This window comes from Streptomyces sp. NBC_01471, assembly GCF_041438865.1.
Classification (GTDB): domain Bacteria; phylum Actinomycetota; class Actinomycetes; order Streptomycetales; family Streptomycetaceae; genus Streptomyces.
Map to the genome: position 1 here is coordinate 1,656,542 of NZ_CP109450.1, position 21,696 is coordinate 1,678,237.

Here is a 21,696-nt window from a genome sequence, read left to right on the forward strand (position 1 = left end):
GCAGCGCCGCCGACGGGTCGATAGTGACATGGTGCGCTCACGCCCGTCACCCGGGTTTCAGCCCTTGTGCGCCCGCGGGGGCACGGCGCTCCGCCAGTCGGGGTGGCCGGGCATGGGCGGGGTCTTCTTCCCGTACAGCCAGCCCTGGAAGAATCCCGAGAGATCGCGCCCGGCGACTCGCGAGGCCAGCGCGGCGAAGTCGGCGCTGGTGGCCGACCTGTCGCGGTAGCGGCTCACCCAGCTGTGCTCCAGCGCCGAGAAGGCCGCAGCCCCGATCTCCTGGCGCAGTGCGTAGAGGACGAGCGCGCTGCCGTCGTAGACCACCGGCCGGAAGATGCTGATCTTCTGCCCGGCCACCGGGGGCCTGGGGGCCGCCGGCGGGCCGCCCGCGGCCCGCCAGCCGTCCGACTGCCGATAGGCGTCGCGCATCCGGGTGGCCAGCGGCCTCCCGTCGTGCTCGTCCGCGTAGAGCGCCTCGTACCAGGTGGCATGGCCCTCGTTCAGCCAGAGGTCGGACCAGCTGTGCGGTGAGACGCTGTCGCCGAACCACTGGTGGGCGAGCTCGTGGACCATGACCGAGTCGACGTACCACTCGGGGAAGGAGTCCCCGGTGAACATCCGGCGTTCGAAGAGCGACAGGGTCTGGGTCTCCAGCTCGAAGCCGGTGTCCGTGTCGGCGATGAGGACCCCGTACGTCTCGAAGGGGTAGGGCCCGGCCTTGGACTCCATCCAGGCCAGCTGGGCGGGTGTCTTCCGCAGCCAGGGCTCCAGCTTCTTGCGGTCGGCCACCGGTACGACGTCACGGACCGGCAGTCCGTGCGGTCCGGCCCGGTGGATCACGGCCGAGTCGCCGATCGACACCTGGGCCAGTTCGGTGGCCATGGGGTGGCGGGTCCGGTAGGTCCAGGTCGTGCGGCCGGCGCGGGTCGCCCGGGGCCCGGGCAGGCCGTTGGCGACGACGGTCAGTTTCCGCGGGGCGGTGACCCGGAAGGTGAAGAAGGCCTTGTCCGAGGGGTGGTCGTTGCAGGGGAAGACGCGGTGGGCGGCGTCCGCCTGGTTGGCCATGGCCAGACCGTCAGGGGTCCTGATCCAGCCGCCGTCCGCGGTGCCCCGCGGATCACTGGTGTGCTGCACGGTGATCCGCAGCGGACTTCCGGCGCCGACCGCGTGGTGCGGGGTCACGACCAGGTCCTCGTCGGCGGTGGCGAACCCGGCGGGCTCACCGTTCACCTCCACCGAGTGCACGGTGCCGCGCGCGAAGTCGAGGTTGATGTGCCGCAGCGGCGCTGTGGTCCGGGCGTCGATTCTGGTCACGGCCTCCAGCGGTTCGTTGTTGCTGCCGGGATAGGTGAGGCCGATGTCGTACGAGAGGACGTCGTACCCGGGGTTGCCCAGGTGTGGAAAGAGCGGATCGCCGATGCCGAGGGGAACGGGAGCGGGCAGCGTGGCGGCGACGAGGGCCGCCGACGCGGTCGCGAGCAGGACGGCTCGCGACCGCCGGGAGATGTGCAGCATGGACTACGGCTACCAGCCCGTGCCGCGCGTGCCCCGGCGCAGCGCGGCAGGGGCCACCCGAACGTGTGGTCACCCGGTCGTGTGTCAGGCGGTCGTGTGGTCAGGCGGTGGCCGGGTGCTGGGCGCGGCTCACGTCGAAGACGCCCGGCACGTCCCGCATGGTGCGCATCAGCGCGGGAAGCCCTGCGGCGTCCGGGAGTTGCAGCGTGTAGGTGTGGCGTACGCGTTGCTCCGATGGCGGTTCCACGGTGGCCGAGACGACCGCGACACCTGCCGTGGCGATGGCCTCGGTGAGGTCGGCGAAGAGCTGCGGCCGTCCGAACGCCTCGGCGACCAGGGTGACCCTGCAGTCTCCTGCGGCACCCCAGTTCACCTCGACGGGGGGCCGTCCCAGGGACAGCATCCGGGTCACCGACGGGCATCCCTCACGGTGGACGGTGACGGCGCCGCCGCGCACGGTGAATCCGGTGACGGCGTCGGGCGGAACCGGCGTACAGCAGCCGGCCAGCCGCACGGTCGCGTTCGGCACGCCCACCACGGCTCCGGCGGCCGCCCTGCGCATCGCCCCGCCGGTGACCGAGGCGCTCGGCCGGGGGGCCGCAGCCGGGACGGCCGTGCCTTCCGGGTGGGCGTCGAGCCAGCCGGTGATCGCGATCCTCGCGCCGGGGGTGCGCACATGGCCGAGCCAGTCGGGCGACGGTCCGGACGCGGTGTCCTCGGCGAGCAGCAGCTGGACGGTGTCGCCGTCGCTGAGCACCGTACTGAGCGTCGCCAGGCGCCCGTTGACGCGTGCGCCGATGCAGGAGTGCGCCTTTTCGCCGTGCTGCGCGTAGGCCGCGTCCACACAGCTCGCCCCCGCGGGCAGGCCGAGGGTCCCGCCGTCGGCCCGGAAGACGGTGATCTCCCGGTCCTGTGCGAGGTCGGCGCGGAGGGTGGACCAGAACGTGTCGGGGTCGGGCGCCGACTCCTGCCATGCGAGAAGCCTGGAGAGCCAGCCGGGGCGGGTGGGGTCGGCGCGTTCACCGTCCGCCGCGTCGGCGGCCGCGTGCGCGGGGGTGGCGGGCGGGCCGTCGAGCGGTACGTACGGATTGCCGAGCGCGACGACCCCGGCCTCGGCGACCTTGTGCATCAGGTGAGTGCGGATGAGGACTTCGGCGACGTCCCCGCCCGTGCTGACGACGGCCGTGTGCAGCGACTGGTAGAGGTTGAACTTGGGCGAGGCGATGAAGTCCTTGAACTCGGAGATCACCGGCGTGAAACAGGTGTGCAGCTCGCCCAGTACGCCGTAGCAGTCGGCATCCTCGCCGACGAGCACCAGAAGCCGGCCGAAGTCGGCCGGACAGAGCTCGCCGCGTTTCATCCTGACCCGGTGCACGGAGACGAAGTGACGGGGCCTGATGAGGACTTCGGCGGCGATCCCCGCCTCCCTCAGGACCCTTCGGACGTCCTCGGCAATGGTGACGAGCGGGTCGGCGGTGGCGTCCTGGGCGGCGATGAGGGCCCGGGTGATCTCGTACTCCTCCGGGCGCAGGATCGCGAAGACCAGATCCTCCAGCTCGGTCTTGAGCGCCTGCACACCGAGCCGTTCGGCCAGCGGGATCAGCACGTCGCGGGTGACTCTTGCGATCCTCTCCTGCTTCTCGGGGCGCATCACGCCCAGCGTGCGCATGTTGTGCAGCCGGTCGGCGAGTTTGATCGACATGACCCGGACGTCGTCGCCGGTGGCCACGAGCATCTTGCGGAAGGTCTCCGGCTCGGCGGCGGCCCCGTAGTCGACCTTCTCCAGTTTGGTCACGCCGTCGACCAGATAACAGACCTCGTCGCCGAAGCCCTCCCGTACCTGATCGAGGGTCACCTCGGTGTCCTCGACCGTGTCGTGGAGGAGCGACGCGGTCAAGGTCGTGGTTTCGGCGCCCAGTTCGGCGAGGATCAGGGTCACCGCGAGCGGGTGCGTGATGTAGGGCTCGCCGCTCTTGCGCATCTGGCCGCGGTGGGACGTTTCAGCAAGGACGTACGCCCGCCGCAGGACGGCGAGATCAGCATCCGGGAAGTGCGCGCGGTGGGCCTCGGCGACATGGCCGATGGCATCGGGCAGACCGCCGCGCGAGGCGGGGCCGAACAGTGCGGCGCGGCCGAGTCTGCGCAGGTCGATTCTGGCGCGACCGCGTCTGCGGCCCGGGCGGTCCACCGGATGGATCTCCGGGGACGCACCGTTGGGGCTGGCGGCCTCTGCACTCATGGCACCTCCGGCAGTGTCGACCGGCGGTGGGCTGGCTGCGACTGGGCGCTCCGGGCCGGTGCTTGATGCTACCGAGCCCACCACGCGGTGCCCGCCCGCTCCCGCCCAGCGTGAAACGGATCACCCATTCGAGCGACGTCCCGTACCGCGGGAGGGAACGTTTGCCCGCCACGGAGCGGCGTCCGGTGCGTACTCCCGGTGTCGGCCCGGATCCTGTCCGGTCGGTCGTCGCGGGCCCGCGACGACCGACCGGACACGACCTAGGAAAGGGCGGTCTCCCGGAACGCGGCGTCGATCGTGCCTTCGGCGACGATGACCGCGCCGCCTGTCATCTCGATCTCGCCGTCCGGCAGCTCGGTGATCACCAGCCGGCCGCCGGGGAGGTCGACGGTGTACGTCACGGGCTCGCCGGTCAGCGCGGGGTCGGTGCCGTCCCTGCGGGCCGCCGCGACGGCGACGGCGCAGGCGCCCGTACCGCAGGACCGGGTCTCGCCGGAGCCGCGCTCGTGCACCCGCATGGCGACATGGCGTTCGCCGCGGTCCACGACGAACTCGACGTTGACACCGTCCGGGTAGACGGACGCCGGGGCGAACTGCGGTACGGAGAGCAGGGCTCCGGCGTCCGCCAGATCGTCGACGAAGGCGACAGCGTGCGGGTTGCCCATGTTCACGTTCAGCGCGGGCCAGGCGCGGTCGCCGACCGTGACGGTCACGCCGTCCGCGGGGAGCACCGCCCGGCCCATGGAGACGGTGATGTCGCCGTTCTTGGCGAGGTGGGCCCGCTTCACTCCGCCGCGCGTCGCGATGGCCAGGTCCCCGGCGTCCACCAGCCCGGCGCGCTGCAGGTAGCGGGCGAAGACGCGGACGCCGTTCCCGCACATCTCGGCGGTCGAGCCGTCGCCGTTGCGGTAGTCCATGAACCACTCCGCCTCCCCGGCCATCGCCCGGGCCTCCGGGTGCGCGGCCGACCGCACGACGTGCAGCAGGCCGTCGCCGCCGATGCCCGCCCGGCGGTCGCACAGCACGGCGACCGCGGATGCGGGCAGGCCGATGACGTTGTCCGGGTCGGGGACGATCACGAAGTCGTTCTCGGTGCCGTGGCCCTTGAGGAAGGCGATCTGCGAGGTGGTCACTCTGCCATCGTACGAGGTGGGCAGCGGTACGGGCGGACGGGTGCGGTTCAGCGCAGCCGGGCCACGCGACCCACGGCGAGCGCCACGATCACGCAGAAGGCCAGGACGTAGAGGGCTGCCATCCGCCAGTCCGGGCGCACCCCCGAGCCCCTGGCGGGCAGACCCGGCCAGGTGTAGCCGACACGGCGGGCGGCCATCATGCCCCAGCCGGCCGCGCAGCAGCTGATCAGGAGCCCGAGCATCGCGACCACGGGGCCACCGTCACCGAACTCGAAGGCGAGGGGGAACGCGAACATCAGCGATCCGACGGCGGCCAGCGCCACGATCGGGGCGAGCTGCCAGATGCGCAGTCTGCGCTGCGGCCGCAGTTCGACCTCGACCTCGGGGGCCACCTCGGGGCTGTCCAGCGCGTCGGGCCCGTCGGGGCTGAGCCGCGGCGCCTCGTCGGGGTGCGCCTGGCCGCTGCCGCGCTCTCCGTCGCGTTCGCTGTCGCGAGGGCCGGCCTCCATCGCCACACGCCCTCCCCACTCGGACTCCACTGTCGATCGCAGATCGATGATGGCACGGCCCCCGACCGCGGACTGACGGGCTGAGCGTCCCGATGCCATCACGTGATCAGGCTGTGACCGCCCGTTCGACCAAGGCCAGCGCCTGCCCGGGAAGTTCCGTCCGGTCGGCGGCCGCGCCGCTGAGCCAGTGCACCCGTGGATCACGGCGGAACCATGAATCCTGGCGGCGCGCGAAGCGTTTCGTGGCACGTACGGTCTCGGCGCGCGCCTCGTCGTCGGAGCACTCCCCCGCGAGCGCCGCGAGCACCTGCTGGTACCCGAGGGCGCGCGATGCGGTGCGCCCCTCGCGGAGCCCCCCGGCCTCCAGAGTGCGGACCTCGTCCACCAGGCCGGCGTCCCACATCCGGTCGACGCGCACGGCGATGCGCTCGTCCAGCTCCGGGCGCCCGACGTCGACGCCGATCTGCACGGTGTCGTAGACCGGGTCGGGGCCCGGCAGATTGGCGGTGAAGGGCTTTCCGGTGATCTCGATGACCTCCAGGGCCCGGACGATCCTGCGGCCGTTGCTGGGCAGGATCACCGCGGCGGCCTCCGGGTCGGCGGCGGCCAGCCGGTCGTGGAGGGCCCCCGGACCGTGCCGCTCCAGCTCGTCCTCCAGCCGTGCCCGTACGCCGGGGTCGGTGCCAGGGAACTCCAGCGCGTCGATGGCCCCGCGGACGTAGAGCCCGGAGCCCCCGACCAGCACCGGCATCCGGCCGGCGGCGAGGAGCCGGTCGATCTCCGCGCGGGCAAGCCTCTGGTACTCGGCGACACTGGCCGCCTCGGTCACGCTCCAGATGTCGAGGAGGTGGTGCGGCACACCGCCGCGCTCGTCGAGCGTCAGCTTGGCGGTTCCGATGTCCATCCCCTCATAGAGCTGCATGGAGTCGGCGTTGACGACCTCGCCGCCGAAATGCCGGGCGATGGCGACGCCGAGATCGGACTTTCCGGCCGCTGTGGGACCGACGACGGCGATGACCCGCGCTGCGGGAGCTGCACTTCTCACCGCCTCAGTCTCGCAAACCCGGGGGCCTGTCCCCGAATGAGTTACGTGACGGCCGGGTGCCCGGATTCGTTTCCTCTTCCGAGGTTCCGGCCGACGGCTTTCGACCGGTGGCCCCGGTCGGCGCAATCAGCCGCCCCGGGTGGCGAGGAATTTCGCTCACACGAGTACGTTATGGAGTGAATATGGGTATTTTTGCAGTGTTTCGCCGGAAGGCGAAGGACGCCATCGAGGAGTCGGCCGTGGATGCCCGGACCGACGCTCCGGCCCAGGAGCCGGATGAGAAGTCTGCCGAGCAGTCGGCCGAGAGCTCGGCCCCGGAGCCGGCGTCCGACGACCGGGCCGGGGAGTCCTCGGCGGACACGCCCGCGGAGAACACCGCTGGCGGTACCGCCGAGGGCGTGGAGATCCCGCGTCAGCAGTCCGCCGCCGCGGCCGCGGACAACGAAGCCGGTGAGGGCGTTCGCAAGTAGGACGCCCTCCAGAGGGAAGTAGGTATGCCATGGGATTCCTGGACAATGTGAAAGCCAAGCTCGGACCGGCCAAGGACAAGGTCTCCGACCTCGCGCAGCAGCACGGGGACAAGATCGGAGAGGGTCTGGACAAGGCCGCCCACACGGTCGACGCCCGGACCAACGGCAAGTACAGCGACAAGATCGAGTCGGGCACCGGCAAGGCCAAGGAAGCCCTGGACCGCCTCTCGCACAAGGACGGCGGCGGTACGACCAAGCCGCCCACTGCTTCCTGAACCGGCACGGCGGGCGGTCGTGGAGCGAAGGTGCTCCACGACCGCCCGCCGCGTTCCGGGACAGCCTGTTCCGGGAGCGGCCCCGCTCGGGCTCTTTCCGGGGCCCGGGGGCAGCCCTGACGCCGGGCACAGCCCCGTCGGGTCTCAGGTCCAGGTGGCTACGTAGTACCCGACACCGTACGGAGCGTCGGCGTAGAGCAGCTGTCCGCCCGGCTCCATGCCCTCGGCCGCGCCCGCCAGGACCTGCCAGGGCGCCCGGCCCGCGGCCTGCAGTTCGTACGCCAGCCGGACATCCAGCGCCTTCAGCGCGGCCACGTCCGCCGCGCCCAGCGCACGGGCGGCAGCCGCGTCGAAGCCGGCGGCGCGCTCGTCCAGGTATCCGGGTGCCTTCAGGGTGCGGCAGGCACTGCCGTCGCCCATGACCAGCAGCGCGACCCGTTCGGCGCGAGCGGCCAGCTCCTGTCCGGCCGCCAGGCAGCGTTCGGGCTCAAGCGGTTCGCCGACGCCCAGGCCCTCGACCGGTGAACCGGCCCACTCCGCGCGTTCCAGCAGCCAAGCGGCGACCGCGAGCGACGGCGGGAGTTCCCTTCCGCCCCTGGCGTCCGACGTTCCCAGCCGTACCCGGAGGTCCACGCCGAAGCCGCTGAACGAGCCGGTGGTGCCTTCGGGGTGCGTCCCCCGGTGCGCGGCACCGGCGGGTCCCACGGCGATCAGCAGGTCGGGCCGGGCCGCGGCGAGCACCCCGACCGCGTCGAGGCAGGCGGCCCTCGCGGCGTCGAGTTCGGTGGCCGCACCCGCGGCCACCTCGGGCACGAGCAGGGGCGGACAGGGGCATACGGCGGCGGCTACGAGCATGATCCGCAGCCTAGTCCGCCCGGAGCCCGAGACCCGCCGCCACGGCCAGGGTGCCGTCACCGGGCGGCTGTTGGGGCGGCAGACCCTGGTGCCGGGCGTCGCGGGCTGATCCACGAAGACCGGCCGGACAGGGCCTAGTCGCAGCCACAGCCTCCGGCCGAGGCCGGTTCCGGCGCCGGTGCGCCGATGCCCGGGATGCCGAGCATGACTCCGGCCGGCCTGGCCGCCGCCGCGGTGTTGCGCTTCTCCCAGGCGTCCCCGGACCGGGTGCGCCGCACGGCCATGGCCGGGCCCTCGGCGAGCAGATGGTGCGGCGCCGCGTAAGTGATCTCCACCGTCACCACATCGCCGGGGCGCACCTCGGTGTCCGGCTTGGTGAAGTGCACCAGCCGGCTGTCCGGCGCCCGTCCGGAGAGGCGGTGCGTCGCGCCGTCCTTGCGGCCCTCGCCCTCGGCGACCATGACGTCCACCGTGCGGCCGACCTGGGTCTTGTTCTCCTCCCAGGAGATCTCCTCCTGGAGCGCCGAGAGCCGCATGTAGCGCTCCTGGACGACCTCCTTGGGGACCTGGCCGTCCATGGTCGCGGCCGGGGTCCCCGGCCGCTTGGAGTACTGGAAGGTGAAGGCCTGTGCGAAGCGCGCCTCGCGGACCGCGTGCATCGTCTGCTGGAAGTCCTCCTCGGTCTCGCCGGGGAAGCCAACGATGATGTCGGTGGAGATCGCGGCGTGCGGGATGGCGGCCCTCACCTTGTCGATGATCCCGAGGAAACGCTCCTGCCGGTAGGAACGGCGCATCGCCTTGAGGACCGTGTCCGAACCGGACTGCATCGGCATGTGCAGCTGCGGCATCACGTTCGGCGTCTCGGCCATCGCCGCGATCACGTCGTCCGTGAAGTCCCGCGGATGCGGCGAGGTGAAGCGGACCCGCTCGAGACCCTCGATCTTCCCGCAGGCGCGCAGCAGCTTGGAGAAGGCCTCGCGGTCGCCGATGTCCGAGCCGTACGCGTTGACGTTCTGGCCGAGCAGCGTGATCTCCGAGACGCCCTCGTCCACCAGCGCCTCGATCTCGGCGAGGATGTCGCCGGGCCTGCGGTCCTTCTCCTTGCCGCGCAGCGCGGGCACGATACAGAAGGTGCAGGTGTTGTTGCAGCCGACGGAGATCGAGACCCACGCGGCGTACGCGCTCTCGCGCCGGGTCGGCAGTGTCGAGGGGAACGCTTCGAGCGACTCGGCGATCTCGACCTGCGCCTCGCCCTCGATCCGGGAGCGCTCCAGCAGCACCGGGAGCTTGCCGATGTTGTGGGTGCCGAAGACGACGTCGACCCACGGCGCCCGCCGGACAATGGTGTCCCGGTCCTTCTGGGCCAGGCAGCCGCCGACCGCGATCTGCATGCCGGGGCGCCTGGTCTTCATCGGGGCGAGCCTGCCGAGGTTGCCGTACAGCTTGTTGTCGGCGTTCTCGCGCACCGCGCAGGTGTTGAAGACGACGACATCGGCGTCCCCGTCGGCGCCCGCCGGCGCACGGACGTATCCGGCGTCCTCCAGAAGCCCCGACAGCCGTTCGCTGTCGTGGACGTTCATCTGGCAGCCGTAGGTGCGGATCTCGTAACTTCGGTTCAGGGTGTCCTGCGCGGTCATGTCACCAGGGTAGGCGGTGCCGGGCGGAGCTCCCGCCCCGGCCGTGGACGCGGGCCCGGGGCCCTCAGCTCCCGCCGGTGCTGTCGTCGACGTCGTACTGCAGGCGCTGGGAGACCTCGACGACGCCGTCCACCCCCCGGCACAGCCGTACCGCCGCCGGAATCACGCTCCGCCGCTCGACCAGACCGCTGAGCATGACGTGGCCGTCGCTGACGTCCACCGTGATCGCGGAGGGTGAGAGACCCAGCGTCCGGGTCAGGACGCCTTCGAGCACCTCCTCCTGGATGGCGCGGTCGCGGCGCAGGAAGACCTGGAGGAGGTCACTGCGGCTGATCACCCCGGCCAGCCGGCCGGTGTCGTCGACGACCGGCAGGCGTTTGACGCTCCGGGCCTGCATCAGCCAGCCGGCCTCGACGATGGTCCAGTCCGGGTGCGCGACCACCGCCGGGCTGGTCATGAGCCCTTCCGCGGTGGTCGCCTCGGTCTTGGACCGGTGTTCGGACTCCTGCCGGACGGCCGGCAGGAGGGCGGTCAGGCCCAGCTGCTTGCGCAGCAGATCGGCCTCGGAGACCACGCCCACCGGCCGGTCGTCGTCATCCACGACGGGAACGGCCGAAATCCGGTGTTCGGTGAGCAGCCGGGCGATCTCCTTGAGGAACGTCCCCCGCTGCACCCGTACGACATTGGTCGACATCATCTGTCCGACGGTTCGGCTCGACGTCACTGCGGTCCTCCGGGGCACGGTCCAGCGGCAATCGGCTGCCGACTGGTGATCAACGATCAATAGTGACAGCCACTGACCGGACCGAATAATTCCGGATGGGTGACGGAGGAGCGACCGCCCGGCAGCGCACGGCGACGGGCCGGGACCGCGCCCCGGCGCTCCACCCCGTCCGCTGTCCCGCTCCCCTGTTCGCCAGGGGCGTGAACTGGCAGGATCGCGCGCATGCCCAAGGCTCTGCCCCGTATCAGCCGCCGCCGCGCCGTCCAGGGCGCGGCGGCCGCACTGGTGATCTCCGGGCCGCTGATGTGGTGGCTGCTGCCCATCGGCTCGCCCTCCCCGCATGGAACCGTGACCTTCAGTACGGGGGTGCGGACCGGCGTGTACCAGCTCTACGGGAAGCTGCTCAGCCCCACGCTCGCCCACGACCTGCCCGGGGTGGACATACGCCTCCAGCCGAGCGAGGGCTCCCAGCAGAATCTCGCCAGGGTGGCGACCGGCAAGGCCGACTTCACCATCGCGACTGCCGACGCGATCGCAAAGTACATCGAGGACGGCAAGCCGGGCGCGGACCGGCTGCGCGGCTGCGCGCGGCTGTACGACGACTACGTGCAGCTCGCCGTCGAGGACGGCTCCCCCGTCCGGCGCGCCGCCGATCTGCGGCACAAGCGGGTCGCCGTGGGCCAGCCCGGATCCGGTGTGCGGCTGATAGCGGACCGTGCGCTGCGCGCTGCCGGGATCGACCCGCACAAGGACATCACCGCCGTGCCGGCGGGGATCGACACCAGCCCGGGGCTGCTCAAGGCCGGCAAGATCGACGCGTTCTTCTGGTCGGGCGGGCTGCCGACCGACGCGGTACGCGATCTGGCCGCGCGCGATCCGATCCGGCTGATTCCGCTCGACGATCTGGTGACGCGGCTGCACGCGGCGGGCGGCACCACCCGCTACTACCGCTCGGCCGTGATGCCGGCCGACGCCTACCGCCAGGCCCGTAACGGCGCCCCGGTACCCACCTTCGCGGTTGCGAACGTACTCGTCACCACCGACCGCGAGGACCCGAAGCTGACCGAGGGCTTCACCCGCAGCGTGATCCGCAGCCGCGACCGCATCGGGCGGCAGGTGCACGCGGCGCAGCTCGTCGACGTACGGACGGCTATTTATACGGACCCGCTGAAGCTGGACGAGGGCGCACGGCGCTACTACCGGTCGGTCAAGCCCTGACCGGGGCGGCGTCGCACACCGGCGCGCCGGGAGCCTAGGTTTCCGGCGAGGTGCGCGGGACCGTCACGGTCACCCGCAGCCCGTGCGGTTCGTTCTGTTCGTACGAGATCGTGCCGCGGCCCGCTGTGAGCAGGGCGCGCGAGATGGAGAGGCCGAGACCCGAGCCCTTGATGTTCTGATGGTGGCCGCTGCGCCAGAAGCGGTCGCCGATCCGGGCGAGTTCGTCCTTGCTCAGGCCGGGTCCGCCGTCGGCGACCGTGATCCGGGAGGTGGAGCCGTGGGAGTCGGTCTCGACCCGTACCTCCTCTCCTCCGGGAGTGAATTTCAGCGCGTTGTCGATCACCGCGTCCAGGGCGCTGGAGAGCGCGACGGGGTCGGCCCAGGCGGTCACCGCAGCGGCGCCCACCTCGGTGAGCCGGACGCCCTTGCCCTCCGCGACCGGGCGCCAGGCCGAGACCCGCTCGGCCGCCAGCTCGGCGATGTCGGTGAGCCGCAGTTCCGCGGCGGTGTGCTCGGCCAGCGCGAGGTCGAGGAGGTCGTCGAGGACCTGGCCCAGCCGCTTGCCCTCGGTACGTACGGAGGCGATCTCCTCATTGCCCTCGGGGAGTTCGAAGGCCAGCAGCTCGATCCGCAGCAGCAGCGCGGCGAGCGGATTGCGCAACTGGTGGGACGCGTCGGCGACGAAGGCCCGCTGCTGCTCCAGCACGTCCTCGACGTTGTCGGCCATCTCGTTGAACGACCGCGCCAGACGGCGCAGTTCCGGCGGACCGCTGCCGGAGGCGACCCGTGACTTCATCAGCCCGGTCGCGATGCCGTGGGTGGCGGCGTCCAGCGTCCGTACCGGAAGCAGCACCCAGCCCGTGAGGCGGAAGGCGGCGCCCACCGCGAGCAGCATCGCCCCCGCCTCGCCCGCGCCGATGAGCAGCCAGCCGCGGAGGGTCCGGGAACGCATCTGGTCGGTGGGCGAGTCGGTGACCACCACCGCGATCACGTCGCCGTTCCTCACGACGGGCGACGCGACGATCAGCCGCCCGTGCTGCCAGGGCCAGATCTGCGCCGGGTCCCGGCTGCGCCGTCCCGCGAGCGCGTCCTCGAAGGCGGTCCGGCCCTCACCGCGCGCCGGTACCGTCCAGGACTGCGGGGCCGCGGCCATGGCGATGCCGTCGCGGTAGAAGACACCGGCCCGGATGCCGTACACCGTCTCGTAGCGGGCCAGTTCCTTCTGGAGCGTGTCGTGCCGCTCCTGCTCGCTGGCCGGAATCTCGGTGACGAACTGCGCCTCCTCAGCCATCCGCGCGGTGTCGTCGATCCGGTCGACGACCACGTTCTGCTGCGCGGCGGCGGCCACGCTCATGGCGAGCGGGAAGCCGAGCGCGAGCAGCACTCCGGCCATGAGGACGATGAGCAGCGGAAGCAGTCGGGCGCGCACGGGCCGGGCCGCGCCTCAGGCCGGGACGACGAGGCGGTAGCCGACGCCGCGCACGGTCTCGATCAGGGCGGGCAGATGCAGTTTGGAGCGCAGCGACGCGACGTGCACCTCAAGGGTGCGTCCGGTCCCCTCCCAGCTGGTCTGCCAGACCTCACTGATGATCTGCTCCCGGCGGAAGACGACGCCGGGGCGCTGGGCGAGCAGCGCCAGCAGGTCGAACTCCTTGCGGGTCAGCTGGATCTCGCTGCCCTCCACACTGACGCGCCGGGTGGGGAGCTGGATCTCGACGGGCCCGACCCGGAGCGCGGCCGCCGGGACCGGCCCGGTGTCCTCGCCCGCAGCCTTGCGCCGGCTGACGGCATGGATCCGGGCGAGCAGCTCGCCCGTGTCGTAGGGCTTGACGACGTAGTCGTCGGCGCCGAGGTTCAGGCCGTGGATGCGGGACCGCACGTCGGCCCGGGCCGTCACCATGATCACCGGGGTCGCCGTGCGTTTGCGGATCTTGCTGCAGACCTCGTATCCGTCCAGGTCGGGCAGGCCGAGGTCGAGCAGTATGACGCCGAAGGGCTCCTGCTCGTCCGGCAGGAGGGAGCGGAGCGCCTCCTCACCGTTACGGGCGTGCACGACTTTGAAACCGTGCCTGGCCAGTACGGCGGACAGGGCGGCGGCCACGTGGTTGTCGTCCTCGACGAGCAGCAGTCTCATGGGCCCCTTCTGCGGTGCGCTCTTCCGTCATCCGTACGTCTCGTCATCCATGCCGATGGCTGCCGCACCAGTCAAGGGTGTTCCGGTTCCTGCGGGGGTTCCGTTACGCACCCGGTACTCCGGTCATGACCTCGCTCACCAGGAGTGGCCGGGCCGTGCCCACGTGCAACCAGATCGTGATGCTCAATTTCCGCTCAGATGTGATGACGCTGGTAGGGGCATCTCATTACTGTCCTCATCAACCCCGACCGCACTTGCGGTTGAGGAGGACGGAGCGAACAGCCGATGAGCGGAGTGCCAGTGACCAAGTCCGCCGAGCCCGCCGAGGACTCTTTGCCGGTGTCGGACGACCTGGTCGTACTGAGCAACGTCAATAAGCACTTCGGCGCGCTCCATGTACTCCAGGACATCGACCTCACCATCGCCCGCGGCGAGGTCGTCGTCGTCATCGGGCCCTCGGGGTCCGGCAAGTCCACACTGTGCCGCACCATCAACCGTCTGGAGACAGTCGACTCCGGCGCGATAACGATCGACGGAAAGCCCCTCCCCGCCGAGGGCCGGGAGCTGGCCAGGCTGCGCGCCGATGTCGGCATGGTCTTCCAGTCGTTCAACCTCTTCGCGCACAAGACGGTTCTGCAGAACGTGATGCTCGGCCAGATCAAGGTGCGCAAGGCCGAGAAGAAGGCCGCCGAGGACAAGGCGCGTGCGCTGCTGGACCGGGTGGGCGTGGGAGCGCAGGCCGACAAGTACCCCGCGCAGCTCTCCGGCGGCCAGCAGCAGCGCGTCGCCATCGCACGGGCGCTGGCGATGGACCCCAAGGTCATGCTCTTCGACGAGCCGACCTCGGCGCTCGACCCCGAGATGATCAATGAGGTCCTCGAGGTCATGCAGCAGCTGGCTCGTGACGGCATGACGATGATCGTCGTCACCCACGAGATGGGCTTCGCGCGCTCCGCTGCCAACCGGGTCGTCTTCATGGCCGACGGGAAGATCGTCGAAGAGGCCGTCCCGGAGCAGTTCTTCAGCAACCCCCGCAGTGACCGCGCGAAGGACTTCCTGTCGAAGATCCTTCACCACTGATGAGACAGACGTCCAACGTGCGCCGAAATAGAGGATGTTCAGCATGAAGTTCCGTAAGTCCGCCGCCTTCGCGACGATCGCCGTGCTCGCTCTCACCGGAACCGCCTGCGGCGGCAAGTCTGGTTCGGCCGGCGACAACGGCGCGGCGGAGCCCGGCGCCGCCAACGCTCCCAAGCTCCCCACGTACACGGTCGCCAAGAACGTCTCCCTCGACTCCGCCACGCTCAAGAGGGCCAAGAAGCGCGGCAAGCTGGTCATCGGCGCGAAGGCCGACCAGCCGTACCTCGGCTTCGAGGACCAGTCGACCAAGGAGCGCTCCGGCTTCGACGTCGAGGTCGCCCGGATGATCGCCGCGGACCTGGGCTTCTCGAAGGACCAGATCGAGTGGAAGACCGTGGACTCCGGTATCCGTGAGACCGCCATCTCCAAGGGCCAGGTCGACTACTTCGTCGGCACGTACTCGATCAACGACGAGCGCAAGAAGCTCGTCGGATTCGCCGGCCCCTACTACAAGGCGGGCGCCTCGCTGCTCGTCCGCAAGGACGAGAAGGCCATCACGGGTCCGGAGACCCTGAAGGGCAAGAAGGTCTGCTCGATCAAGGGCTCCACCCCGCTCGCGGAGATCGAGAAGCCGAAGTACGGCGCGAAGACCACCGAGCTCGCCAAGTACTCCGACTGCGTGCAGGAGCTGCTGACGAAGCAGGTCGACGCGGTCACCACCGACGACGCGATCCTCAAGGGGTACGCGGCCCAGAACCCGAAGAAGCTTCAGGTGGTCGGCAAGCCGTTCACCGTGGAGCCCTACGGCATCGGCATGAACAAGAGCGACAAGGCGCTGCGCGACTTCATGGACTCGGCCCTGGAGAAGCACGTCAAGGACGGCACGTACAAGAAGATCTACGACGCCACCCTGGGCCTGTCGGGCTCCTCGTACGTCGCACCGCCGGCCGTAGAGCGCTACTGATCCACCCGGCACCGCGGACCGGCCGCCCCAACGGCCGGCCCGTACCGCCTGTCCGTAAGCGCTGAAGCGCCCCGTACCCGGGTACGGGGCGCCGCGCCCCCTGTCTTCCAGCTGCTGCCCGCCGACGCGGAGACCTCATGAACGTACTTTTCGACCACTTTTCGGCGTTCCGCGACGGCTTCATAGGAACCCTGGAGATCACCGTCATCAGCACGGTCATCGCCTGCGTCCTCGGCATCGTCATCGCCGGCTTCCGGGTCTCGCCCGTGCCCCCGCTGCGGTTCTTCGGGACGGCCTGGGTCACGATCCTGCGGAACACCCCACTGACCCTGCTCTTCCTCGTCGCCACCTTCGTGGTCCCCGAGATCTTCTTCCCGGGCATGAGCCCCTTCCTCCTGGCATCGCTCGCGCTCGGCTTCTACACCTCGTCGTTCATCTGCGAAGCCATCAGGTCCGGTATCGGCACGGTCCCGGTCGGACAGGCCGAGGCGGCCCGCTCGCTCGGTCTGAGCTTCTCGCAGACCCTGCGGATGGTGGTGCTGCCGCAGGCCACCCGTACCGTCATCGCCCCGCTGAGCAGCATCATCATCGCGCTCACCAAGAATTCCGCCATCGCGGGTGCCTTCAGCGTCACCGAACTCTTCGGCTGGCAGAAGGCCATGAGCGATCTGGGGTACGGAATCGTCCCCATCTTCATCTGGGTCGCCATCGGCTACCTGATCATCACCTTCGCGATCAGCGGCATCTTCCGCCTCGTCGAGAGCCGTATGGAGGTCGCCCGATGAGTGCCAGCGTGCTCTACGACTCACCCGGCCCCAAGGCCGTCGTACGCAACCGGATCTTCTCGGTCCTCGGCAGTGCGGCCATCCTCGCGCTGATCGTCGTCGCCGTCGTACGTCTCTCCAGCAAGGGAGACCTCGACGGTGGTATGTGGGACATCTTCAACTACAGCGGTATCCGCACGAACATCGCCGACGCCGTCGTCGCCACGCTGAAGGCGTTCGCGCTGGGCGCGGCGGGTTCACTCATCCTGGGCGTGGTGCTGGTCGTCGGCCGGCTCTCCGACCACCGCCCGGTGCGGTGGCTGGCGACCGCGTTCATCGAACTGTTCCGTTCCCTCCCGCTGCTGATCACCATCTACGCGATCTGGGTCGGGTTCCTCACCGACTACTCGATGTGGGCGCTGGCTCTGGGTCTGGCGGTCTACAACGGCTGTGTGCAGGCCGAGGTGCTCAGGGCCGGCATCAACTCCGTGCCGAAGGGGCAGCGCGAAGCCGCGTACGCCCTGGGTATGCGGAAGTCGCAGGTCGTGGCGACGGTGCTGATGCCGCAGGCCGTCCGCGCGATGCTGCCGACCATCATCAGTCAGCTGGTCGTCACGCTGAAGGACACGTCGCTCGGCTACATCATTCTCTATCCGGAGCTGCTGGCGACCGCACGGCTGATCGCCAGCAACACGCCGGTCAACGGGCAGTACCCGTACGTCTCGACGATCGTCGTCATCGGCGCCATCTACCTGGCGATGTGCCTGCTCCTGTCGGCGCTCGCCACCTGGATCGAGAAGCGCGGCCGCCGGACGAAGACGGGGATCTCCGTGGGCCCCGCGGCCGTACCCCCCGAGGTGCAGGGCGCGTCCGACGCGGTCGGGGGCAGCCCGGCCGGGGTCTGAGCACATCCCGTGGTCTCCGCCGCTCCGCACATCGGGCGGCGGAGACCACGGGATGTGCAGAACGACGCGGGTGAGGTGAACCCACGTCAGGACGTGCTGGGTGCGCACGCGTTCACGGCACGGAAGCATTGCAGCCACGGACCTGTTCCGGGCACCGACGGCGGGCAGCGGCTCAGGCTGCCCGCCGTCCGCCCGTCTCCGCCGCTTTCCGCAGCTCGGCGGGTGACAGTGGCTCCGCCGCATCCCGCCGTCACTTGACGCAAGCACGCGCAGTGGGTTGCATACGTTCTGTGATCGCGCACCGGGCTCTACCTGCCATCAGTCACTTCTCCGCACGGGTTCGAGGAGCCGCACCGTGGACCCGGTGATCATCGTCGGCGCGGGCCCGGTCGGGCTGGCGCTGGCCCTCGCGCTCGCCGCGCAGGATGTGCCATCCGTCGTCCTGGACGAGGGAACCGGCGAGGACGGACCGCGCCCCGCCCGCACGGTCGTACTGCGCCCGGACACCGCTGACTTCCTGGGCCGGCTCGGCTGTACGACCTCACCGGGCGAGACCGCGCGCTGGGCCGCCTGGCGGTCCATCAGGCGGAGCCAACAGATGCAACGGATCGTTTTCGACGAGCCGGGGTGGGGGGCCGCCGGATTCGTCGAGCACAGCGGCCGGGGGCTCGCCGGGGGGCCCGGCGGCCGTGGAATGGGCGCCCCCGGCGCGAGCGGCGCGCGGGGCGGGCCCGACGGCCTTCCGGACCCTGCCACCCCATCCGGCTCATCCGGCCCGTACGGGTTTCCCGGGTCCGAGGAGGCCGACGGAGCGGATGGCGCCGGTCAGGCCGGTGGGGGCGGTGAGGCCAATGGCTTCGATGGGCCGGACCTGGCCGAGAGGTCTGGCGGGCCCGGCCCGGGAGAGCTCTCGCCGGTGCATCTCCCCCAGCACGTGCTGACCCGTGCCCTGCGGGCCGCGGTGGCGACCCGGGAACAGGTGAAGCTCGTCACCGGCAGCCGGGTGGACACCGTCGAACAGGACCGCAACGGCGTCACCGTGCACACGGCAGGCCCGCAGGGCACCTGGTGGCGCGGCAGCCATCTGGTCGGCTGCGACGGAGCCCGGTCCACCGTCCGCAAACTGCTGGGCATCCGGTTCCCCGGCCGTACGGCGGTGGAACGGCACGCGGTGGCCGCACTGCGCGCCGAACTGCCCTGGCCCGGCGAGGCGTTGCTGCACCGGCTGCCACCGTGGCGGACCGGCGGAGAAGAGGTGACGGCCCGTCCGCTGCCGGACGACGTCTGGCGGATCGACTGGCTGCTGCCCCCGCGTGCCGAACTGGTCACCCCCGAGGCGCTGGTGGCACGGGTCCGGGCCGCCCTCGCGGGCTGGTGCGGCGGCGAGACACCCCCGTACGAACTGATCGACACCGGCGTCTACACCCTCCACCACCGGCTGGCCAGGCGCTGGCGGGTGGGCCGGGCCTTCCTCGCCGGGGACGCCGCGCATCTGCTGGGCGCACTCGGCACCCAGGAGCTGGACGAGGGGCTGCGGGACGCCGACAACCTCGCCTGGAAACTGGCACAGGCCTGGCACCACGGGGCCTCCGATCCGCTGCTCGACAGCTACCAGACGGAGCGGCGTACGGCTGTCGCCGCCCGGCTGCGCGCCGCTGACCAGTCCCTGCCGATACTGCGCGGCGGCGGAGGGCTGCGGGCGTATCTGCCAGGGCGGGCGCGCGGGCACGACGCCCTCCTCGCGGACGGACATCTGGGCAGCGGTGCGCTGGGCGCGCCCCCGGTGTACGCCCACTCGCCCCTGGCGCCGCCCCGCACCCCCTCGCAGACCGCGGTGGGGACGGGGGCCGGCGCTCCGGTCGCCGACGTACGGGTCACGGCGCCGGACGGCACTGCCGTACGCCTGCGCGAACGGCTCGGGCGCGGGCGGCTGCTGGTCGTGCTGATCGCGCCGGGTACGGGGGTGTGGGACCGGCGGCACTGGGTGAAGGCGGGTGTGATGCCGAGGCTGGCCGCCGCGGTGAGCGCGCTCCCGGTCAGGGGCGAACTCCTGGTGGCCGAGACCTATCCCGGCGCTTCGGCGCACACGGTCCTGCTGGTGCGTCCCGACGGACATCTGGTGGCGGCCTTCAACGGGGTGCGCCCCGCCGAACTGTACGAAGCGGCCGACGCCGCGCGGGGCGGGGCGGCGACGGCCGTCCCGGAGGAGAGCACCGCGGACGTCAATTGACCGACGTGGGCGCACATGGTGTACTGCGGAGCGTGACCGACACCGATGTGCGCCTGTGGCGGAGGGTCCATATGGACCTCGTCCGCTATGCGGGCTGCATGTGTCCCCCGTCCCGCTGATTCGCCCTTTCCCTTCGTGCCTGCGCCGCCCCGCGCTGTTCCGGGCTGCCGCGCCGCACGTCCTCGCGAACCATTCCGGACGGTCATCATGTCTCTCTCCGCACCCCTGTCTGCCCCGGCGACCGTGCGCTCCACGGCGCCCACAGCGAGCCGGCTCCTCGACTTCGTACGCCGCACCGCCGCCGACTCCGAACTCATCCGCTCTCTCCCGCTCGACCCCGAGGGCCGCACCTGGATCCGGCTGGACGGTCCGGGCGGCAGCGAGGCCTGGCTGATCGGCTGGCCGCCGGGCACCGGTACCGGCTGGCACGACCACGGCGGCTCCCAGGGCGCGTTCGCCACAGCGACCGGCGTCCTCACGGAGGACTCGCTGGCCGCGCGACTGCCCACCGAAGGGTGGAAGACCCTCGAACTTGCCGACGGGGTCGACCGCACCCGGCAGCTGACGGCGGGCGACGGACGGGCCTTCGGCTCCCACCACGTCCACCAGGTGCTCAATGAATCGGCCGCCGACCACGCCGTCTCGGTGCATGTCTACTATCCACCGCTGCCGCTGATGCGCCGCTACAGCCGCACCGGCCCCCTGCTCCGCCTGGAGCAGGTCGAGCGACCCGGGGAGTGGGAGTGAACGAGCCGGACCCCGCGCCCGAGCAGCTCCCCGTGTCCCAGCCGGTCTCCGTGGACGAGCTGTTGGAGAAGGTCCGGTCGGGGCTCGACCGGATCGGGCCCCGGGACGCTTTCGACGCCGCGGCAAAGGGGGCGCTGCTGGTGGACATCCGGTACGCGGAGCTGCGGGAGCGTGACGGGCTGATCCCCGGGGCGCTGGTCGTCGAGCGCAACGAGCTGGAGTGGCGGCTCGATCCGCAGGGCAGCCACCGTGCCCCGGAGGCCACCGGCCACGGCCTGCGGACCGTGGTCATCTGCAATGAGGGCTACGCGTCGTCCCTCGCCGCGGCGTCCTTGCGACAGCTGGGCCTGTACCGGGCGACCGACCTCATCGGCGGCTTCCAGGCCTGGCGCGCGGCAGGGCTCCCGGTCGACGCGCCCTGAGCCGTCCGGGCGGCGGCGGGAGCCGTCGCCCGGCCACCCGTCTCCGTCGAATGCTTTCCCCCTGCGCCCGGCCGATCCGAACCCCCACCCTGGAACCGGCCTATCCAGACCCCTCCACTCCGGAACCGGGCCATCTAGAACCCCCCGCCCTGGAACTCGTCATGCTCCAGGTCCGCCAGGTCGTCCTCCCCCTCCGCCTCCAGCGCCTGCCGCACCACCCGCACGGCCATGCCCTCCGGGTATCCCTTGCGGGCGAGCATGCCCGCAAGGCGGCGCAGCCGTTTGTCGCGGTCCAGCCCCCGCGTCGAGCGGAGCCTGCGGGCGACCAGCTCCCGTGCGGTCTCCTCCTCCTGCTCGGAGTCCAGCTGTCCGACGGCCTCCTCGACCAGCGCGGAGTCCACGCCCTTGGTACGGAGCTCCCGCGCGAGCGCCCGTCTGGCAAGCCCCCGCCCACGGTGGCGGGACTCCACCCAGGCATCCGCGAAAGCCGCGTCGTCGATGAGCCCGACCTCTTCGAAGCGGGACAGCACCTCCTCGGAGACCTCGTCGGGGATGTCCCGCTTCTGCAGTGCTTCGGCCAGTTGCTTACGGGTGCGTGCGGTCCCGGTGAGCAGACGCAGGCAGATGGCCCGCGCCTGCTCCGCCGGATCCTGAGGCTTCTGCGGACCCTGATCCTGGGACCGCTTCTGCCGGGACCGCTGCCGCCGCGGTCCCGCTTCTCCGTTCCCGTATCCGCTCTCCCCGTAGCTGCTGTCCCCTTGCCCGCTGCCCCCATGTCCGTCGTCGCCCCCGGAGTCCGTGGCTTCCGGCCATTCGGTTCTCCGGACCAC

Annotated in this window: 22 protein-coding genes; 11 read left to right on the forward strand and 11 right to left on the reverse strand. The window is 71.1% G+C overall.

Annotated features, from left to right (window positions below; translation table 11 throughout):
* Positions 1-57: 57 nt before the first annotated feature.
* The 5 genes from OG285_RS07295 to miaA form a co-directional block, all read right to left on the reverse strand.
* Complete coding sequence (locus OG285_RS07295) at positions 58-1,515, reverse strand: M1 family metallopeptidase (RefSeq protein WP_371790549.1); 1,458 nt, start codon at positions 1,513-1,515, stop codon at positions 58-60.
* 100 nt (positions 1,516-1,615) lie between these two features.
* Positions 1,616-3,754, reverse strand: a complete 2,139-nt coding sequence (locus OG285_RS07300) for a bifunctional (p)ppGpp synthetase/guanosine-3',5'-bis(diphosphate) 3'-pyrophosphohydrolase (RefSeq protein ID WP_371790550.1) — start codon at positions 3,752-3,754, stop codon at positions 1,616-1,618.
* A gap of 260 nt (positions 3,755-4,014) precedes the next feature.
* Positions 4,015-4,887 carry a diaminopimelate epimerase gene (gene dapF, locus OG285_RS07305; RefSeq protein ID WP_356829944.1) on the reverse strand — a complete coding sequence of 291 codons (873 nt, stop codon included), beginning with the start codon at positions 4,885-4,887 and terminating at the stop codon, positions 4,015-4,017.
* Positions 4,888-4,934: 47 nt separating this feature from the next.
* The gene (locus OG285_RS07310) at positions 4,935-5,396 is read right to left on the reverse strand and encodes a hypothetical protein (protein WP_371790551.1); all 462 of its coding nucleotides are present in this window, start codon (positions 5,394-5,396) and stop codon (positions 4,935-4,937) included.
* Between the two features lie 106 nt (positions 5,397-5,502).
* Positions 5,503-6,441, reverse strand: coding sequence for a tRNA (adenosine(37)-N6)-dimethylallyltransferase MiaA (gene miaA / locus OG285_RS07315; protein WP_356829940.1), 939 nt, complete (start codon positions 6,439-6,441; stop codon positions 5,503-5,505).
* 182 nt (positions 6,442-6,623) lie between these two features.
* On the opposite strand from miaA, the gene OG285_RS07320 reads away from it, so the two are divergent.
* Together OG285_RS07320 and OG285_RS07325 are read left to right on the forward strand one after the other, a co-directional pair.
* Positions 6,624-6,911, forward strand: a complete 288-nt coding sequence (locus OG285_RS07320) for a hypothetical protein (RefSeq protein ID WP_356829938.1) — start codon at positions 6,624-6,626, stop codon at positions 6,909-6,911.
* A 29-nt stretch (positions 6,912-6,940) separates the two neighbouring features.
* Positions 6,941-7,186, forward strand: a complete 246-nt coding sequence (locus tag OG285_RS07325; RefSeq protein ID WP_356829936.1) for an antitoxin — start codon at positions 6,941-6,943, stop codon at positions 7,184-7,186.
* Between the two features lie 144 nt (positions 7,187-7,330).
* Here the strand turns inward: OG285_RS07325 and OG285_RS07330 are convergent, their stop codons facing one another.
* The 3 genes from OG285_RS07330 to OG285_RS07340 form a co-directional block, all read right to left on the reverse strand.
* Complete coding sequence (locus tag OG285_RS07330; RefSeq protein WP_371790552.1) at positions 7,331-8,041, reverse strand: class III extradiol dioxygenase subunit B-like domain-containing protein; 711 nt, start codon at positions 8,039-8,041, stop codon at positions 7,331-7,333.
* A gap of 134 nt (positions 8,042-8,175) precedes the next feature.
* Positions 8,176-9,678, reverse strand: a complete 1,503-nt coding sequence (gene miaB / locus OG285_RS07335; RefSeq protein WP_356829932.1) for a tRNA (N6-isopentenyl adenosine(37)-C2)-methylthiotransferase MiaB — start codon at positions 9,676-9,678, stop codon at positions 8,176-8,178.
* Positions 9,679-9,742: 64 nt separating this feature from the next.
* A complete protein-coding gene (locus tag OG285_RS07340; protein WP_371790553.1) occupies positions 9,743-10,375 on the reverse strand; it encodes a CBS domain-containing protein in 633 nt (210 codons plus the stop codon).
* A 249-nt stretch (positions 10,376-10,624) separates the two neighbouring features.
* On the opposite strand from OG285_RS07340, the gene OG285_RS07345 reads away from it, so the two are divergent.
* On the forward strand, positions 10,625-11,620 hold the full coding sequence (locus OG285_RS07345; protein ID WP_356829929.1) for a TAXI family TRAP transporter solute-binding subunit: 996 nt from the start codon (positions 10,625-10,627) through the stop codon (positions 11,618-11,620).
* Positions 11,621-11,654: 34 nt separating this feature from the next.
* On the opposite strand, the gene OG285_RS07350 is transcribed toward OG285_RS07345, so the two are convergent.
* Positions 11,655-13,049: an ATP-binding protein gene (locus OG285_RS07350; protein WP_371790554.1), complete on the reverse strand. Its 1,395-nt coding sequence runs from the start codon at positions 13,047-13,049 to the stop codon at positions 11,655-11,657.
* 15 nt (positions 13,050-13,064) lie between these two features.
* Entirely contained in the window at positions 13,065-13,754 is a 690-nt protein-coding gene (locus OG285_RS07355) for a response regulator transcription factor (protein ID WP_356829925.1), read from the reverse strand.
* Between the two features lie 285 nt (positions 13,755-14,039).
* Here OG285_RS07355 and OG285_RS07360 point away from each other — a divergent pair, with 285 nt between their 5' ends.
* The 8 genes from OG285_RS07360 (at position 14,040) to OG285_RS07395 (ending at position 20,866) form a co-directional block, all read left to right on the forward strand.
* On the forward strand, positions 14,040-14,834 hold the full coding sequence (locus tag OG285_RS07360) for an amino acid ABC transporter ATP-binding protein (protein WP_356829923.1): 795 nt from the start codon (positions 14,040-14,042) through the stop codon (positions 14,832-14,834).
* A 43-nt stretch (positions 14,835-14,877) separates the two neighbouring features.
* A complete protein-coding gene (locus OG285_RS07365; RefSeq protein ID WP_356829921.1) occupies positions 14,878-15,798 on the forward strand; it encodes a glutamate ABC transporter substrate-binding protein in 921 nt (306 codons plus the stop codon).
* 137 nt (positions 15,799-15,935) lie between these two features.
* Complete coding sequence (locus OG285_RS07370) at positions 15,936-16,583, forward strand: amino acid ABC transporter permease (protein WP_356829919.1); 648 nt, start codon at positions 15,936-15,938, stop codon at positions 16,581-16,583.
* Complete coding sequence (locus OG285_RS07375) at positions 16,580-17,467, forward strand: amino acid ABC transporter permease (protein WP_356829917.1); 888 nt, start codon at positions 16,580-16,582, stop codon at positions 17,465-17,467. The genes OG285_RS07370 and OG285_RS07375 overlap by 4 nt, the downstream gene beginning before the upstream one ends.
* A gap of 355 nt (positions 17,468-17,822) precedes the next feature.
* Positions 17,823-19,697 (forward strand): FAD-dependent monooxygenase, encoded by a 1,875-nt coding sequence (locus OG285_RS07380; protein WP_371790555.1) that lies wholly within the window; start codon positions 17,823-17,825, stop codon positions 19,695-19,697.
* 47 nt (positions 19,698-19,744) lie between these two features.
* Entirely contained in the window at positions 19,745-19,816 is a 72-nt protein-coding gene (locus OG285_RS07385) for a putative leader peptide (RefSeq protein ID WP_371793477.1), read from the forward strand.
* 88 nt (positions 19,817-19,904) lie between these two features.
* Complete coding sequence (locus OG285_RS07390; protein WP_356829912.1) at positions 19,905-20,444, forward strand: cysteine dioxygenase; 540 nt, start codon at positions 19,905-19,907, stop codon at positions 20,442-20,444.
* Positions 20,435-20,866 carry a rhodanese-like domain-containing protein gene (locus OG285_RS07395; RefSeq protein ID WP_371790556.1) on the forward strand — a complete coding sequence of 144 codons (432 nt, stop codon included), beginning with the start codon at positions 20,435-20,437 and terminating at the stop codon, positions 20,864-20,866. Before OG285_RS07390 ends, OG285_RS07395 begins: the two co-directional genes overlap by 10 nt.
* Before the next feature lie 134 nt (positions 20,867-21,000).
* On the opposite strand, the gene recX is transcribed toward OG285_RS07395, so the two are convergent.
* Positions 21,001-21,696 carry a recombination regulator RecX gene (gene recX / locus OG285_RS07400; protein WP_356829908.1) on the reverse strand — a complete coding sequence of 232 codons (696 nt, stop codon included), beginning with the start codon at positions 21,694-21,696 and terminating at the stop codon, positions 21,001-21,003.